The sequence below is a fragment of the Sphingobium sp. L-44 genome (assembly GCF_056859495.1).
Window position 1 is genome coordinate 23,460 of sequence record NZ_JBSXOQ010000102.1, and the last position, 16,839, is coordinate 40,298.

Consider the following 16,839-nt stretch of genomic DNA (forward strand, 5'->3'; position numbering starts at 1 on the left):
GTGTCAGGCCGGAATGCTGTAATCCCGCACCAGCGCCAGCGCCTGCCCATTGAGCGTCACGGCCCGCTCGACGCTGTCGCTTTCGGTATAGCAGCGCAGCTCCGGCGCATTGCCGCTCGGCCGCAGGTGGATGATGTCGCCGCCCGCAAAATGGATGCGCAGCCCGTCGGTCCGGTCGATCCCGTCCGCCTCGCCCGCCAGCGCGCCGAACATCGCCGTCAGCCGCGCCAGGATCGCGGTTTCGCCGCCCTGTTCCAGATGTGCGATCAGCGCCTGGCTCTGCGCCGTGGGATAATTTTGCAACCGCTCGCTGAACGTATAGCGTTCGGGCAATTGGGCCTGAAGCGCCGCCAGTGTGACACCGCGCCGCTTTGCATCGATCAGCACCGACAGGATCGGCAACACCGCGTCCCGCGTCGGCAGCGCGCCCAATGTCCGCCCGTCCACCTCGACCGGTGTCGCCAGCAGGAAGCCGCCATTGGCCTCATAGCCGCACACGCTCCCCAGCCCCTTACCGACCAGCGCGTTCATCGCCTCGATAACGAAAGGCGACCCGATCCGGGTCCGCTCCACGGCGCCGAACAGCCCCGACAGTTCGACCGCGCTGTTGCAGCTGACCGGCGTCGCGATCGCCGCGACGCCCAGCGCCCGCGCAGATAATATGCCCAGCACGTCGCCGCGTATCCATGTCCCGCTTTCGTCGGCCAGCAGCGGTCGGTCGCTATCCCCGTCGGTGGACAGGATCGCGTCCAGTCCCCGCTCGGCCGCCCATTGCCGCGCCAGCGCCTGGTCTTCGGGCCGAACCGCTTCGGTATCCACCGGAATGAAGCGATCGGCGCGGCCCAGCGACACGGCCGTGCCGCCCAGCGCGGTGACCAGCGCGACCAATATGTCGCGCCCCACCGCCGAATGTTCGTAGACGCCCAGCTTCATGCCGCGCAGCGCGTCCGCTCCAAAGGCATCGACATAGCGCGCGATATAGGGGGTGGCGACATCCACCAGTGGCTGAGCGGGCGCTGCATCCCTCAGTATGCCTGCATCGTCGAACAGGTCGGGTAAGGCCACGCTCTGCGCCCGGATCGCCATTTCGTCGGGCTTCAGGACTTCGCCATCGGTACGGTTGAACTTGATGCCGTTGCGGTCGTCGGGAATATGGCTGCCCGTCACCATCAGGGACGGGATGCCCTGCGCAAAGCCATGGGCCGCGACTGCAGGCGACGGCACGAACCCGCAATTATCGACCGTCCCGCCCATATGCCGCACCGCCGCAGCGCAGGCCGCCATGATGCGCGGGCTGGACGGCCGCAGATCGCCGGCGATGGCGACAGGCGTGCCCGGCGCGTACTGGCCGATATCGGCCATATGTTGCAGGAAGGCGGCGGTATAGGCGAAGCAGACCCGGTCCGTCATGGCGCTCACCAGTCCGCGCGCGCCACTGGTTCCGAACGCGACGCCTGACTGCGCCATCAGGTCGGCGATGGAAATATTCTGCGTCATGAACCCCCCGGTCGCTGACGGTCAGGCAATGCCCCAGCGCAAATGAAAAGGCATATTCTCCCTATACAGCCAGGTACGGGCGCAACAAACTAAATGATCATAGCAAATGGCCCGCCCGCCGCCGGACGGGCCATCCCATCATCAGAACCGCAGTCGCATGCCGCTCATCACGCTTTCGCGATGGTCGTCGCTGCCGGTCTGGGCGTCGATGGCGGAAAACAGCTCAAGCCCGCTGGCCAGGCGATAGGAGAGGCCCGCCGACGCGGTGCCCACCATCTTCGCCCGCTGTGCGCCCGTCGCGATCAGCGTCAGCGGCGCGCCCGCATAGCCACCGATGGCGGTCGGCATCCGGCCCTTATACTGGGCGCGCAGGCCAAAGCCGACATAGGGCCGGAACGCCGCGTCCGAGGCATCCGCCCGCGCGAAGCGGAAGCCCGCATCGCCAAAGATCGCGTCATGCCGGTCCCGCGCGACGGTCAGCCCGAAAATGCTGCCCGTTTCCACCGCGCGGTCGCGGATGGTGCGGACGAAAGTGACGCCAACCCTGGGTGTCAGCGCCCAGTCACCGCCGGTCGACAGGGCATAGCCGACCGACAGGTCGCCGACCCAGCTGCGCAGGTCGTACCGGGCCGAAGCGCTGTCGCCATTGGGCAGCGCCCGCGTCGTGCGTGCGTCGCCGCCGCTGAAGAGCGCAGACGCGGCGACCTGCACCCCGTTCGCGGCATAGCGACCCTGCACGCCCGCGACGAAGCCGTCACTATGGTTGGATGCAGCCAGTGCGCCGATCCGCTGGCGGCTGTCGAGATAGCCGCCGAACGCGCCGACCGACCAGTCGCGATTGCCGATGCCGATCCCGCCGATCAGGCCATAGCCACGGGTCTGCGCCGCCGACGTGCCGGTGCGCGCATCGCCACCCAGGCTGTGCCACTGGCCGATGCCCTGCCCGAAGGTGAAGGGGCGCACATCGTCGCTGTCGATCGCGGCAAAGCCGGGGCCGCGTGCGACATCGACCAGCGTCAGCGCCTGATCCACGCCCAGCTGCGTCGCCGACGCATAGGGTTCGGGCGTCAGGCGGGCAAAGCCACGCGGATCGGAAGATCCGTCCGCCAGCAACAGCGAGGGCAGCGCGGCGAACAGCGCGCTGGTCACAGGCTGCGCCTGGATGGCGCTGTTGGCATAGGCGATGCTGCGCGATACCTGCGGGCTGAAGGCCGCATTGTCCAGGAACTGGCCGAGCAGCTGGATACGGTCGGCGCGCTGCACGACGAAGCCGAACAGCGACGCGGCCTTGTCGATCGTGGTGTAGCTGCCGGTGATCCCGCCGCTCGCGACGATCAGATCATAGGATGTGCCGGGCCGGATCTGTCCTTCAGCGACGATGCGCAGCGTGGCGCCCGATGCGATCGAGACATTGCCGTTCACCAGCAGCTGGTCGGCGATGGTCGGGGTGATTTCAAACAGCGAGGTCGATCCGCTGGCCAGCGCGACATTGCCATTGACGGTCATGATGCCCGGCGACGCGCCGGGGCTGAGCGTGCCCGACACGGCAATATTGCCATTGATCGTGCCCGCCGACCCGAAAGTCGCGCCCGTCCGCACGGCGATCTGCCCTGCGCGGATGATCGATCCGGCCAGACCGACCAGACGGCCGCCCGAAAGGTCGATGGTGCCGAAGGCGGCGCTGCCCGACACGGTAGCGAAACCGCCGGTCATCGTCAGCCCTTCCACATTGGCGACATTGGAGAAGGCGACCGGCGCTGCGCTGCTGCCACCCGACAGCTGGATGACGTCATTGCCCGCGCCGCCATCGACCGACCCGGCAAAGGCACCGGCGATGGTGAAGCGGTTGTCGCCCGCGCCGAATATTACCGGCGCGCTCAGTGATGCGCCCGCTGCCACGGTCAGGCCGGTGTTGGCCGCCACCCGTTCATAGGCGTGGTTGCCGTTCAGCGTCAGCGTGCCGCTGCCTTCGGTTCCCAATATCTCGAACCCGGTCAGCAGTCCGGTGCCCAGCGTGCGGTCGCCCGCCAGTTCCAGCGTGGCGCTGTCGGTGCCCGCGCCGCCATGGACGGTGCCCGTCAGCGTCCCGCCTGCCGCCAGACGGAAATGGTCGTTGCCGCCGCCCAGGTCGATGATGCCCGCCAGCGTGCCGCCATTGGCGACGCTGACCGACTGCGCGCCATCGCCAAAGCCGATCGCCTCGTTCGCCGCGCCCAGCGTGCCGGTGATGGTCAGCGATCCGTTCGTCAGAGCGACGCTTTCAAAGCCGCTTGCCATGCCCGCCAGCGTGACCGGCGCATTGGCGGTGAAGCGCAACGTGTCGGCGCCCGCGCCGCCCGCATACAGCCCTGCCGCGCGCGTCGCGCCGATTGCCAGCACATCATTGCCAGCCCCCATCATCGCGACCGCGACGTCGCCATCGACGCTCAGCGTTTCCGCGCCGTCCGACCCCGCCACCACGCCCGCGCCAAAGCCGTTCAGGGTGAGGTCCAGTCCGGTGCCGTTCAGCGCGACGGATTGGAAATTCTGGTCGAGCGTCAGTGTCAGCGTACCATTGCCGTCAACCGACAACCGTTCGAACCCGGTGCGGCGGCCGATGCCGCTGCGGTTCCCCGCCAGCATCACGGTATAGAGGTCGTTGCCCGCGCCACCATCGACACCGCCCGCGACATTGCTGCCCGCCATCTCGACGAACTGGTCGTCGCCCGCACCCAGCAGCACTGCGCCGCCGATCGCGCCGCTGTTGACCACCCGGTCATTACCCGCGCCCAGATCGACGGTGCCGGTGATGGTGCCCGCATTGACCACGCTTTCCGCGCCGTCCCCGCCCGCGATCGTCGTTGCGCCCGCGCTGGACAGGGTCTGGCCCGCCGCGACCGTGACGGTGCCGCCCGACAGGCCGATACTGTCGAAACGGAATGTGCCGGAATAGGCGACCGCGCCATTGCCGATCTGGCTGAAGCGTTCGAAATTGATGAACTGGTCGCCATTGACCGCCCCGCCCCGCGTCGCATCGACGATCAGGCTGTCGGTGCCTTCGCCGCCGTCCACCGTGCCGATCAGCACCGCGTCTGCCGCCTGAAGGAAGCTGTCGTCCCCGGCGCCAAGCCGGACATCGCCTTCGATACGGCCATAATTTTCGATGCGGTCATTGCCCCGGCCAAGGTCGATCGACCCGATGATCGTGCCGCTGTTGACGATCCGGTCGTCGGCGATGCCAAGGGTCTGGATGCCCCCTGCCAGGCTGGTCGATCCGATCGAGCGGGCGAACAGGTCGTCGGCCGCCATTGCGGTGTCGGCACCCCCGCGGATCGTGCCGCTGTTGGTCAGGTCCAGCGCCGTGCCCGACACCAGTATCGCCACCGATTTCGCCCCGCCCGTCTCGATCGTGCCGCTGTTGGTAACGGTGCCGCTGCTGGGGCCTGTAACTTCTATGTTCAGGCCGATGGTGGGGCTGGTGTAGGTTGCGGTGGTGTAGATATAGCCCGGATAGCTCCAGTAGCCATAGCTTTCGGCAACGCCATCGCCGGTCGCGCGGATGGTGCCGCGATTGTCGATGGCATAGGTCGATGCGGCGTTGCCTGCGATCTGGATCGATACGCCATCGGCCGCCGTTCCGGTTGCTTCGATAGTGCCGCTGTTGATCAGGCTGATCGCCGCCGGATCACTGGGATAGGTGGGGTAATAGGGATTGTTCGCCGCGATGGTCAGCCCCGCGCCGCTCGCGTTGCTGATCGTACCGCTGTTGTCGATGGCCACGCTGGCTGGTTCGGGCTGCTGCGCAAAGGTTGCGCTGACGACCATCCCGCCATCGATTATGCCGCCATTGACCGCCGAAATGCCGGCCATGTCGCTGCCGCCCAGCATGACGGCACCATATTCGTTCGCCGATCTAATGGTGCCGCTGTTGGCGAAGATGATGTCGCTTGCCGACCGCCATTGCGACACGGCGTGATTGGCCAGGCTTGCGTTGCCGATGGTGCCGCTGTTGCTGAAGGACCGGATGTCGCCATTCACGCCGCCCAGCACCGTAGCCCGGTTGGTCAGGGCCGCCAGCGATCTGCCCGATGCAAAGCCGGGGGCAGAAACGGGCAGGAATGTCAGCAGGGCGCCATTGATCGTCGCTTCGTTGACGATGCCGCCATCGCCCTGCACATAGACATCGTGATCGACGCGGTTCGCAGCCGTCAGCGTAACATTGGTGTCGGCGCCAGACGCCTCCACGAAATCGGCTTCGAAATTGATGCCCGGACGGTTGCCCAGCGCGATCGTGCCGCTGGTCTTGCGTACATAGCCGAAGATGTCGAAGCCTTCACCACCGTCGATCGTGCCGGTCACGCCATGGCTGTCGCCGGTCTGGATGAAGAGGTCCGATCCGCGACTGAAAGTCAGATTGCCGGTCAGCGTGCCGCCATCGGCGACATAGACGGCCGAACTATAGCTGTAGGGCGATGTCGTGATGTCGCCGCTGATGACGCCGCGATTGATGATCGTGCCGCCATTCGACAGGTCGATGGCGGTCGCGCCGCGGATCGTGCCCCCGGCGTCGTTGGTCAATGTCGCGCCATAACCCATCGCAATTGCGGCCGCCCTGCGGCTTTCGATGGTGCCGCTATTGATCAGGCTGGTCGTCGAATAATATCCCGACTGCACCGCGATGCCATCGACCCGGATGGTGCCGCTGTTGTTCAGCGTCGTGAAACCGGTGATGCCTGTGGCGTTCGACCCGGCGACATCGGTGATGATGCCGCTGTTGACGATATCGCGCGCGCCGTTGATGGCGGCGCCATTGCCGGTCAGGCTGATGGTGCCGCTGTTGTTGATGGTCGTTCCGCCGAAAATCGCGCTGGCGGGGAAATAGCGCCCCGTCGCGTTGGTGACGCTGATGGTGCCGTTGTTGGTGATATCCGCCGTACCGGCATAGATGGCCGCCAGCTGCTGATAGGCATTGTTCTGCGCCGTACCGGTCAGCGTTAGCATGCCGTCATTGACGATGGTCAGCGCGCGGGCGGGACCGCTGCCCGCGCCGGTCAGCTGGTCGGTCGTCTGGATCGTCGCGTCGATCAGGTTGCGGTCGGTGATCGACACGCTGCCGCTCAGCGTGACCGTGCCGCTACCCGCCAGGCCGATGGTCGTGATGATCGGCGACGCGGCGTTCAGGGCCAGCTTCGCATCGTTCGACAGTTCATAGGCCAGCGCTTCGAACCCGTTGGGCAATACCAGCGCTGCGCTGGCGTGGGCCCTGACGCGATAACGGATGGTATCGCGGCCCGCGCCGGCATCCACGCCGCCTGCTGCGCCTGCCAGCGGTCGCGAAGCGCCCGTGTCCAGATCGACGATCAACTGGTCGTCGCCGCCGCCCAGCAGGATCGCGCCCGTTACGCTGCCGCCATCGTCGATGAAGATATCGTTGCTGCCATCATAATAGCCGGGCGGCGGCGTCAGATCGACTGTGCCTGTAATCTGCCCGGCATTGGCGACGATCGCCCGTCCGCCGCTGCTTGTGATACCATTGACGATCCGGCCCGATGCACTGTTCAGCAATGTGCCGTTGCCCACGGATGCACCGGCCATACTGCCGATGATCGTGCCGTCGTTGGTCAATCGCCCGCTCGTCAGGGCCAGGCCGGTGCGCCCGGTGATCGTCCCGCTGTTGGTGAACAATGCTCCGGCCATGGCCAGGCCGGTGGTCGCGCCTGCGATGGAGCCGCTGTTGGTCGACATGGTCGTTCCATAGAGCGACACGCCGGTCCCGCCGGACGACCGGATCGTCCCGCTGTTGGTCAATGTGCCCGATCCGATCAACGCACCTGTGTCGCTCGCCAGGATCGTCCCGCTATTGGTGAGCCTGTAGTCGACGGAAACCCCCGACCCGCCATAAGTGGTGATCGTGCCGCTGTTGGTGACGATTGGCGCCCTTGCCGCATAGACGATGCTGGAATTCGTGGTCGAAACGATCGATCCCCGATTGTCGAACGACAGGCCGCCGACCGAAAAGGCGGACGTGATGGCCGGGCCGCTGGTGACGAGCGCCGCCTGATTGACGAGCGTGCCCCCCCCGCTGATGTGGATGGCGGTGTCGGCGTTGAAATCCGGGGCCAGCGTCGCGACCGCGTCCTTGCTCAGGTCGAAGCCGAGCCGTTCGAAATTGGTGGGCAGCACGACATGGCGGAACGTCGTGTCGGCATCAACGCCAAAGGCGATCGTGTCGATGCCGCCACCACCATCGACCGTGCCGGTGATGGAACGGATACGTCCGGTCGTCGCATCGTAAAGCGCGCGCACCATATCGTCGCCTGCCCCCAACAGCAGATCGCCATTGATCGTGCCGCTGCGCGTGTCGATGGTGCTGGCCTGCCCATTGCTGGCCGTGGAAATGACCGATCCGTTGATGATGCCCTGATTGCTCAGCGACAGCGCGCCGGTGGTGCGGATCGCGGTCGCGCTGCCGTCAATCGTGGCGCCGACGGCATTGCTGACAAACAGGTTGCCCGTGCCATCCAGCGTCGCTGCCTGCCCGCTCGAAACGATCCGGCCCGAATTGATGACGGACGTCAGCTGATATGTCGATGCGATGGCGCTGTTGCTGCCGCCGTCGATCGTCCCGGCATTGTCGATATAGGTCAGGCTGCCCATGATCCCGCCGATCGTGCCGCTCGCCCTGTTGGTGGCCCTCAGCGCGCCGAGCCCCGTCTGATCCGCGATGATGGCCGGGCCTGCCGTGCCGGTGATCGTCCCGGCATTGTCCAGATCCACCGATATGGAACCATTGCCCGAACTGCGACGGATCAGGATGCCCTGCGCGCCCGTGATCGTGCCGCCCGCCAGAACGGATATCCCGGCATTGGCGGATGGATAGACCGTGACGCTGCTGCCGGGAAAGCAATAGACCGGCGACGCCCCGGCATAGGGATCGCAGGGCACCGTCGTTGCCGGTCCTGTCGTGACGAACAGTCCGGCCTTGTTCGAACCGCCGTCGACCAGTCCCCTGATCTCGAATCCGGCATTGCTCGATCGGGACAGGATCGCCGCCACAGCATTGCCGGGGCGCACAATTGCCCCCTGCGCCACGACGACCCGGCTGTTCGATGCATCGACGGTCAGGCCGTCGCTGTCTGTCCCGGTGCAATTGGTGGTCGCATTGGCGACCGTGGGGTCGGGCGTACATGCCGCAAAAGCGGGTTCGGCCACCAGCAACGCACCCAGCATCGCGCTCGTCTGCAACGCAAGCACACGCACGCGCCGACGATGCGGCGCAACCCCCCTGACAATCATGACACCCCCAACAATAATATGATTTATGCTATGGGCGCCCAAAGTAATTGTCTACACACAAATATTGTAAATATTTGTTCTTGATCAACAAATCACAGAATAACGGCTATCTATCCATAAAGCCGCTCGTCCCACCATACCGGCTCCGGCAAGTCATGGGCGATCCCGGCGGCGTCGGGGTGCATCGGATTGATCAGGATATTGCGCTCCACCCGCGCGGGCATGGACGGCACGATCAATATGGCGCTGCGCCGCTGCGTATACCATGCCTGCCCGAATGTCTTGCACAGCCCCTCATCCTTCCCGTCCCAGCCCGGATAGGCCGCCGTCTGAAAGATTTCATAGCTGATGCCGTTGGGGATGGTGATGCGGATATGATGCTGGTTGGGCGGCAGCACGCTGCCTGCATGGACCAGCTTTTCCAGCATCGCCGTCGAATAATGTTCCGACGTATAGATGATGGGGCTGGCGGGCGTGTTCCACCGCCCCGGATAGAGCCGCGCCCCTTCACTGTCATAGATGGGATGGACGCCATCGGGGTCGCCGATGCGATAGGCCGTCAGAACCCGGTCGGTTTTCCCGCCCGTCACACGCCCCCGCCATAGGCGGCGCGACCGATCAGGTTGATGACCAGATCCGCGCCCGGACTGGTTGCCAGTGCGACGTCCAACGGCGCCTTCCCGTCCAGCATCGGATGCGGGCGGCCCAGAAATTCGCGGGCGCGCTCCGGCTCCTTGTAGATATCGAGCGCGAAGCTGAACACCTTGGCCAGGCGGGCCAGACGGTCGCCTTCCTCGCTTGTCAGTCGCTTGGTCGCAGATTTGCGCCGGCGTTCCAGCGTCGCCTTGGGGATCAGGCGGAACTTGAAGCGGGCATCGCCCGGCGCCACGCTGTCAGCCAGATGGTCGAGCGCTGCAACCGGCAGCCCGCTTTCGATGGACGACGGCAGCGCCAGACGCGACGCATGGATGCCGGCCTTCACGCCCAGCAAGGCTTCCACCGATTGAAATTGCGTCGCCATGATCATCCTGCCTCAATTGAGGCATATATATGCTTCATATGAGGCGATGGCAAGAGGAGCCGTTATCGAACCGGACCAACCCTCAAATCCGCACCCGCTCCACTTCCGCCAGGCTGATGTCGTCGCGCCGCCGATCGTAGAGTTGCGTCGTGCGGGTGGAGCTGTGATTGGCCATGGCGGCGGCATTTTCCAGTGTGCCGCCATTCTTCAGATAGGTGGTGATGCCCGTCGCGCGGAAACTATGGTTGCCGATCTGCGTCTCGATCCCGGCGGCGCGGGCGCGGCGGCGGACCATGGCATGGGCTTCGGCCTGACGCAGCGCCCGGTCGCTTAAGGAACGGCGGCCGCGATCGACGGTGCGGAACAGCGGTCCCCTGCCCTCGTCCAATCCGCACACTTCTATATAAGAGAGCAGATAATCTTCCAGGATATGGTGGCATGGCATCTCATGCCGCTTGCCGCCTTTCTCATGCAGGCGCAGCCATAGCCGCCGCCCCTGCACGAACACATCTTCCCGCCGCATCGCCAGCGCCGCGCCGACCCGCGCAAAGCTGTAGATCATAAGCCCGATCAGCGCCCGGTCGCGCAGCCCTGCCGGCGTCGATATGTCGATGGCGTCGAGCAGCGCCCGCGCCTCCGCCGCTTCCAGCACCGGCGTCCGCCCGGTCCGCGCGCTGTGCGCGGGGCCGCGTACGCTGGCGGCGGGGTTGGTCGCGATCGCCTGTCCCGTCACCAGCCAGTCGAACAGATGGCGGATCGCGGCCAGATGCTGCTTGACGCTCGGCGCGGCCAGCGACTGGCCCAGCATCTCCACCCACGCCGCGGCATGGATCGGCGCAATGTCATTCAGGTTGCGCACCCCATTGTCGAAACACCATGTCAGGAAATCGCGCGCCGCCTTCGCATAGGCGCGCCGCGTATGGGCGTTGCGGATGTTGGCCGCGAAAAACTCCAGAAACCGCATATGCACATGCGGCGGCGCCTCTGCGACGATCGGCGGCAGGCTGAGCGAGGGTGATATGATTGATGGCAGCATGAAAACCGGACCGGATGTATTTATATGTGATAATGTCCTTTATCACATATATTTTCAGCAAAAGGGAAAAAAGCATCCGGCAAGTCCGCGATGAACGGTTGTAAGTCGATCGCATCCGTCGCAGGGATGGCAAGGGGCCGATCCGGGGCTTCCATATGCTGCTCCGGTGTGCCGATGGTTTCGCGTGATGCGGGGAAAGACGAACAATGAAGATCGCGGTTTTCGGCCTCGGCTATGTCGGGCTTTCCAATGCTGTCCTGCTGGCGCAGCATCATGAAGTGGCTGCGGTCGATATCACCCCGGCTCGCGTCGACATGCTCAATGCGCGCCAGTCGCCGATCGTCGACGCCGAACTGGAAGAGTTTCTTGCTACGCGCCCGCTGAACCTGACGGCGACACTCGACGCGGAACAGGCACTGACCGATGCCGATTATGTGATCGTCGCGACGCCCACCAATTATGATGTGGGCACCAACAAGTTCGATACTTCATCGGTCGAAGCCGTGATCCGCACGGCCAAGGCGGCCAATCCCGCCGCGACCATCGTCGTCAAATCGACCGTGCCGGTCGGCTTCGTGGAGGATGTGCGCCAGCGGCTCGACACCAATCAGGTTATTTTCTCCCCCGAATTCCTGCGCGAAGGGAAAGCGCTTCAGGACAATCTCCACCCGTCGCGCATCATCGTGGGCGAACGGTCGGAACGCGCCCGCATCTTTGCAGAATTGCTGCTGGAAGGCGCGGTGAAGAAGGACGTGGAAATCCTGTTCACCGACCCCAGCGAGGCGGAGGCGATCAAGCTGTTCGCCAACACCTATCTCGCCATGCGGGTCGCCTTCTTCAACGAACTGGACAGCTATGCCATCGCCCATGGCATGGATTCGCGCCAGATCATCACCGGTGTCGGCCTCGATCCGCGCATCGGGTCGCATTATAATAATCCCAGCTTCGGCTATGGCGGCTATTGCCTGCCAAAGGACACCAAGCAGCTGCTCGCCAATTATTCCGAAGTGCCTCAAAACCTCATTCGCGCGATCGTGGACGCCAACCATACGCGCAAGGATTTCCTGGCTGACCAGATCATCGCGAAGCGCCCGAAGAAGGTTGGTGTCTTTCGCCTGGTGATGAAGGCCGGGTCCGACAATTTCCGCCAGTCCTCGATCCAGGGCATCATGAAGCGGATCAAGGCCAAGGGCATCGAGGTCGTGATCTACGAACCCGCGATGCAGGAGGATATGTTCTTCGGTTCCCGCGTGATCCGCGATCTGGCGGCGTTCAAGCAGGAATGTGACATCATCATCGCCAACCGCATGACGGACGACGTTGCGGATGTGTCGGACAAGGTCTTCACCCGCGATCTTTTCGGATCGGATTGATCGTCATTCGGGACGCAGGCTGCCGATCCCGCTCCCGCGCAATGCCCCGTCCAGATAACGCATGAACGCCGGCGTTCGACCGGTGGCATCTCGCGCACGCAGCCAGGCCAGCGCGACAACGGGCCGCCACGCTTCGATGTCGCGGGTGCTGACTCCCGATGCCGTCGCATGACTTTTGCGCAATCGCCGTGCTGCCCAGTCGCGCCACAGGTTTGTCACCCAGTCGCTCGGCCCGATGCCAAAGCGCATCAGCATTTCGGATCGCACCGCATCGGCTGCCGGATGCCCCGCCGCTGCTTTCGACCAGTCGATCACCATCATCCCCTGCGGCGTCATCATGACATTGCCCAGATGAAAATCGCCATGGGTCAGCGCGTCCCCGTTTGGCAATGTCTCCAGATAGGCGATGGCCGCGCGTTGCAGCGTGTCGGGCGCGGGGCCATAGGCGATATCGGTCGCCAGCACCTGTTTCAGCGACCGCAGCGTCCCGCCTTTTGCCCGGTGCATGGTGGCATGGACTTCACCCATCTGGTTCAGGGCCCACCCTGCCCGCATCGGATTGCGACGGACCCAATCCATCAACGTCACGCCTTCAAGCCGCGGATAGACGATGCCCCGCCGTCCGTCCGACGTCTGTCGCCCGATCGCTGCCGCCGTCGGTACGCCACATGCCGCCGCATGGGCGGACGCTTCGGCTTCGCGCGCGATCATCTCGTCCGATACGCTGTCGCGGAACAGCTTGAGCGCGTGCCCCCCGCCAATATCGAATAATTCCGCGCTCGCGCCTCTGGCGATGAAGGGATAGGGAGCCGTCCGTTCGTTCATCCGGGCCTGTTATCAGACCCTGTGGCCACGGTCATGCCCGCGCATAGCGGTCCTCATAACGGATGATGTCATCCTCGCCGACATAGGGGCCGGTCTGCACTTCGATGAAGACCATGGGGATGCGGCCCGGATTTTCGATCCGGTGCTGCGAGCCGACCGGGATGTATATGGACTGGTTCTCCGTCAGCACCGAAATATCGCTATCCAGCGTAACGCGCGCCGTCCCCTCCACGATGATCCAATGTTCGGATCTGTGGAAATGGCTTTGCAGGCTGAGCGATGCGCCGGGCAGCACGGTGATGCGCTTGACCTGGAACCGTCCACCGATCAGCAGGCTTTCATGCCAACCCCATGGCCGGTGATCCTTGGGGAACGTCTCCGCCTGCACAGCACCCTTGCGTTGCAACGCCTCGACCACCTTCTTGACGTCCTGCGTGCGCGACTTGTCGGCGATCAGCACCGCGTCGCTCATCGCCACCGCGACGATATTGTCGAGGCCAAGGCCGACAATCTCCAGCCCCTCGCTTTCGGACCGCAGCAGCACATTGCGGCAATCGATCGCCGTCGCCGCGCCCGACAGCGATACGCCATCTTCATCAGGCTGCATATGGCTCCACACCGCATCCCAGTCGCCCAGGTCCGACCATCCCGCATCATAGGGAACGACGGACAGATTGTCGGCGCGCTCCATGATGGCGACGTCGATGGCGATATTGTCCGCCCTGCTCCACGGCTCAGCTGCCAGACGCAGGAAGCCCAGATCGGCCTCCGCCTGTTCGACGGCCATGCGCACGCTGTCCAGCATGGCGGGGGCGTGCCGTTCGAACGCGGCGATGATATCCCTGACCGCGAACAGGAAAATACCGGCGTTCCACAGATAGTTGCCGGTCGCCAGCATCTCCTGCGCGCGGGCGGCATCGGGCTTTTCGACAAAGCTGGTCAGGCTGATCGGTGCGCCTGATCCATCCGGTCGGCTTGCGATCTCCAGATAGCCATAGCCGGTTTCCGCCCGCGTCGGCTGTATGCCGAACGTCACCAGATCGCCCCTGTCGATCGCGGCCAGCCCCTTGCCGACCGCGTCGTGGAATGCGGCGACATCGGGCACCACATGGTCGGACGGCGCGACCAGCATGACGGCGTCGGGTTGCCGCGCCGCCAGATGCAGCGCGGCCGCCAATATGGCGGGCGCGGTATTGCGCCCTTCCGGCTCGATCAGGATGGCGTCGGGGTCGATGCCTTCCTGCGTCAGCTGTTCGGCGATGATGAAACGGAACAGCGCATTGGTCAGCACCATCGGCCGCGTAAAGGCAAAATCGTCCGTCGCGCCGGACAGGCGACGGGCGACGGCCTGGAACAGCGTGGCATCCCCCACCAGCGGCACGAACTGCTTGGGATAGGATTTGCGCGACAATGGCCATAGCCGCGTGCCCGATCCCCCCGCCAATATGACGGGCGTGATGCGCATGTTGGACCCTGCCGCTGCTGGCTGTGCCTTGTTATCCATCGAAATCCCCCTGACACCATTTCATGGCATCTGCCATAACTCTATGCCCAGATTGCCTGCCGCGACAATGCGGCATCTGGATTTTCTGCCGCTCGCAAAGGATCGATATGCCCCTTCTCCTGCACGCAGTGATATGGCTGAAAGGATATCCATAAGATATCTATTTGGTATCAAATGTATCGCATTGCCCTGTATTATCTATTGGTATAGCCTTCATTCTGCATCCGCCCGCGAAGGAGCATCATGGCGCGCAACACCTCCATCGTCATCGGCGATCATTTCAGTCATTTCGTCAGCGAACAGGTGCGATCGGGCCGTTATGGGTCGACCAGCGATGTCGTGCGCGCCGGGCTGCGCCTGTTGGAGGAGCATGAAGCCCGCGTTCGCGCACTGGGAGATGCGGCAGCTGCGGGAGGCCCCCTGCCCTTCGATGCAACCGCGCGGCATGAGCAGGCGCAACTGGTGGCGTCTGACATTAATCCCCTATCTGGGGTATGAATGGCGTGGCACCATCGCGCCCGACGCGCCGACCGGACGGAAAAAGGCGGCAAAGCGCCATGTTCGTGCTTTCGAGTAGAAATAGAAAAAACATGATTTCCGGGATGGAGCGACCATAATGGCATCGGCGCAGAATGAATTGTTCCAGCTTGACAGTCCGCTGCTGGGCGAGATCCGCGGCGAACGGTCGCTGATGGCCTTCCCCTTTTTCGCGCTCGCCAAAAATGCCTGGATGAAGCCGCTGTCCTATTCCACGCCTACCGTGTCGATCGAGGGGGCAACGACCTGAAGCGCGCGCCTCGGCTGCCTCTTGGCCAATAGACCAGGCCTGCCCGCCCTGCCCTGCTTTCCGCCACGCTCTTGAACCGCACGCCCCTGCCGGCGCGCTGATTCGTGCCTGCGCCGCTCATTCCTATTCGAAAGCACGAATAGGCCACCGCTATTCCTATCCGATAGCACGAATGATCCCAGCCCATTCCTATTCGAAAGCACGAATATGCTGGCCATTCCTATTCGAAAGCACGAACGATTTTCCGCTTTCCTACGCGAAAGCACGAACTGCAATGTCTTCCGATGTAGGATTTTTGCTGCGATTATGCCTGCCCTGACGGTGCAATGCCGTCGGATCAACCGACCGGGCAGGCGACAGGCCGTCCCGGATCATCTGGCCGGCCCTGCCGGTGGGGACTTTGGAATGAAGGGGTGGCTGTGACCACATAAAAGAACGCCCGGCACGAAGGCCGGGCATCCGTTGGAGTAGTGGAGCGACGTCGCCAAACGTCGAACCGGGATCACACCCCTTCTTCCTACGCCAGATCGAAACCTGTTTCAAGGATGCGCGCTTCGCGCCACGCCCTCTTTTTGTCTGGTGACGGTCCTCCTGTGTGGAGGGACGAATGGGAAGCTTTGTCTTTGGCGATGCGATGGCTGGCGCGCTGGGTGGCGTGGTCGGGGTCGCGGGAACGGGTGCAGCATCGGGCCGGCGACCAAAGGACGCGCCCCGCAAAAGTCGCTCCGGCGCGCCTCATCCCACCGGCGCGGCGGTCCTGCGCGACAGTGTGGAGGCGGGGACGTTCGAACATCTTTTCTTCGCCAGTCCGGCAAAGGGCGAAACCGACCGTCTGCTGCGTGCGGCCCGGCGCATCCTCGACGCGGGACGCCAGCTGCGCCGCGAAGCCCGGTGCGACGGCCGCGTCCTCACCACCGCCGAACAGTTGCTGACGACGCTGACCGCCGCCAGCGTGCGCGTGCTGGAGGAAATCCTTACCCTGTCCCGCCTCAACCGGGGCCGGGTCTTTCCCAGCTATGATTATCTGGCCGACGCCACCAGCCTGGGCCGCGCCACCGTGGCCCGATCGCTGCGCATCCTCGAAAATATCGGTTTTCTGATGCGCCAACGTCGTTTCAAGCGCGTCGACGCCGACGGCCCCGGCCCGCGCTATGCCCAGACCTCGAACGTCTACCGCGCCTTCCTGCCCGATATCGTGCAGCGCTATCTGCCGCGCTGGATGCGCCCTGCCCCCCTGCCCGACGATCAGGTTCAGCGCGAAGCGGACCGGCAGGAGGATATGGCCGCAATGCGCGCGACGCTCTGTCCCCACGAACGGCGCAAGGCGATGGAAAAGGGCAAGCTGGCTGCGATATTGGCGCGGATCGAAGAGGCTCTGGAGAGGGCATAGCGTGGAAGGTACGCTAAACGATGGAGTGGATGGCTCCCGCTCACCGGCTGAGGCAGACTGCCTCGGCTGAAGAGCGAGGAGACGGACGATGAGTGAGATTGTCACGATTGGGCTGGATATCGCGAAGTCGG

At 64.2% G+C, this 16,839-nt stretch carries 11 protein-coding genes; 4 read left to right on the plus strand and 7 right to left on the minus strand.

What is annotated here, in order from left to right; genetic code table 11:
* Window positions 1–3: 3 nt before the first annotated feature.
* The 5 genes from AC13EK_RS16315 to AC13EK_RS16335 form a co-directional block, all read right to left on the minus strand.
* Entirely contained in the window at window positions 4–1,497 is a 1,494-nt protein-coding gene (locus AC13EK_RS16315) for a phosphomannomutase (RefSeq protein ID WP_277788657.1), read from the minus strand.
* A gap of 141 nt (window positions 1,498–1,638) precedes the next feature.
* Window positions 1,639–8,736, minus strand: a complete 7,098-nt coding sequence (locus AC13EK_RS16320; RefSeq protein ID WP_483022273.1) for an autotransporter outer membrane beta-barrel domain-containing protein — start codon at window positions 8,734–8,736, stop codon at window positions 1,639–1,641.
* A 146-nt stretch (window positions 8,737–8,882) separates the two neighbouring features.
* Window positions 8,883–9,362: an RES family NAD+ phosphorylase gene (locus AC13EK_RS16325; RefSeq protein WP_277788634.1), complete on the minus strand. Its 480-nt coding sequence runs from the start codon at window positions 9,360–9,362 to the stop codon at window positions 8,883–8,885.
* The gene (locus AC13EK_RS16330) at window positions 9,359–9,793 is read right to left on the minus strand and encodes an antitoxin Xre/MbcA/ParS toxin-binding domain-containing protein (RefSeq protein WP_277788633.1); all 435 of its coding nucleotides are present in this window, start codon (window positions 9,791–9,793) and stop codon (window positions 9,359–9,361) included. The genes AC13EK_RS16325 and AC13EK_RS16330 overlap by 4 nt, the downstream gene beginning before the upstream one ends.
* Before the next feature lie 82 nt (window positions 9,794–9,875).
* Entirely contained in the window at window positions 9,876–10,829 is a 954-nt protein-coding gene (locus AC13EK_RS16335; protein WP_277788632.1) for a tyrosine-type recombinase/integrase, read from the minus strand.
* Window positions 10,830–11,035: 206 nt separating this feature from the next.
* Between AC13EK_RS16335 and AC13EK_RS16340 the strand changes: the two genes are divergently transcribed.
* The gene (locus AC13EK_RS16340) at window positions 11,036–12,202 is read left to right on the plus strand and encodes a nucleotide sugar dehydrogenase (RefSeq protein ID WP_277788631.1); all 1,167 of its coding nucleotides are present in this window, start codon (window positions 11,036–11,038) and stop codon (window positions 12,200–12,202) included.
* A 3-nt stretch (window positions 12,203–12,205) separates the two neighbouring features.
* On the opposite strand, the gene AC13EK_RS16345 is transcribed toward AC13EK_RS16340, so the two are convergent.
* Both AC13EK_RS16345 and AC13EK_RS16350 read right to left on the minus strand, forming a co-directional pair.
* Entirely contained in the window at window positions 12,206–13,027 is an 822-nt protein-coding gene (locus AC13EK_RS16345; RefSeq protein WP_277788630.1) for a phosphotransferase, read from the minus strand.
* 31 nt (window positions 13,028–13,058) lie between these two features.
* Window positions 13,059–14,531, minus strand: a complete 1,473-nt coding sequence (locus tag AC13EK_RS16350) for a mannose-1-phosphate guanylyltransferase/mannose-6-phosphate isomerase (protein WP_277788629.1) — start codon at window positions 14,529–14,531, stop codon at window positions 13,059–13,061.
* A gap of 243 nt (window positions 14,532–14,774) precedes the next feature.
* Here AC13EK_RS16350 and AC13EK_RS16355 point away from each other — a divergent pair, with 243 nt between their 5' ends.
* The 3 genes from AC13EK_RS16355 to AC13EK_RS16365 all read left to right on the plus strand — a co-directional run bounded on the left by AC13EK_RS16355 (window position 14,775) and on the right by AC13EK_RS16365 (window position 16,708).
* The gene (locus tag AC13EK_RS16355) at window positions 14,775–15,029 is read left to right on the plus strand and encodes a type II toxin-antitoxin system ParD family antitoxin (RefSeq protein WP_277788628.1); all 255 of its coding nucleotides are present in this window, start codon (window positions 14,775–14,777) and stop codon (window positions 15,027–15,029) included.
* A gap of 118 nt (window positions 15,030–15,147) precedes the next feature.
* Entirely contained in the window at window positions 15,148–15,318 is a 171-nt protein-coding gene (locus AC13EK_RS16360) for a hypothetical protein (RefSeq protein ID WP_483022274.1), read from the plus strand.
* A gap of 607 nt (window positions 15,319–15,925) precedes the next feature.
* The gene (locus AC13EK_RS16365; protein ID WP_483022275.1) at window positions 15,926–16,708 is read left to right on the plus strand and encodes a helix-turn-helix domain-containing protein; all 783 of its coding nucleotides are present in this window, start codon (window positions 15,926–15,928) and stop codon (window positions 16,706–16,708) included.
* The last annotated feature ends 131 nt before the right edge of the window (window positions 16,709–16,839 follow it).

What these genes read in the sequence shown, in the direction of transcription:
- AC13EK_RS16315 (WP_277788657.1), bottom strand. Translation starts at nt 1,497, where the DNA reads ATGACGCAGAATATTTCCATCGCCGACCTGATGGCGCAGTCAGGCGTC.
- AC13EK_RS16330 (WP_277788633.1), bottom strand. Translation starts at nt 9,793, where the DNA reads ATGGCGACGCAATTTCAATCGGTGGAAGCCTTGCTGGGCGTGAAGGCC.
- AC13EK_RS16335 (WP_277788632.1), bottom strand. Translation starts at nt 10,829, where the DNA reads ATGCTGCCATCAATCATATCACCCTCGCTCAGCCTGCCGCCGATCGTC.
- AC13EK_RS16340 (WP_277788631.1), top strand. Translation starts at nt 11,036, where the DNA reads ATGAAGATCGCGGTTTTCGGCCTCGGCTATGTCGGGCTTTCCAATGCT.
- AC13EK_RS16345 (WP_277788630.1), bottom strand. Translation starts at nt 13,027, where the DNA reads ATGAACGAACGGACGGCTCCCTATCCCTTCATCGCCAGAGGCGCGAGC.
- AC13EK_RS16350 (WP_277788629.1), bottom strand. Translation starts at nt 14,531, where the DNA reads ATGGATAACAAGGCACAGCCAGCAGCGGCAGGGTCCAACATGCGCATC.
- AC13EK_RS16355 (WP_277788628.1), top strand. Translation starts at nt 14,775, where the DNA reads ATGGCGCGCAACACCTCCATCGTCATCGGCGATCATTTCAGTCATTTC.
- AC13EK_RS16360 (WP_483022274.1), top strand. Translation starts at nt 15,148, where the DNA reads ATGGCATCGGCGCAGAATGAATTGTTCCAGCTTGACAGTCCGCTGCTG.
- AC13EK_RS16365 (WP_483022275.1), top strand. Translation starts at nt 15,926, where the DNA reads ATGGGAAGCTTTGTCTTTGGCGATGCGATGGCTGGCGCGCTGGGTGGC.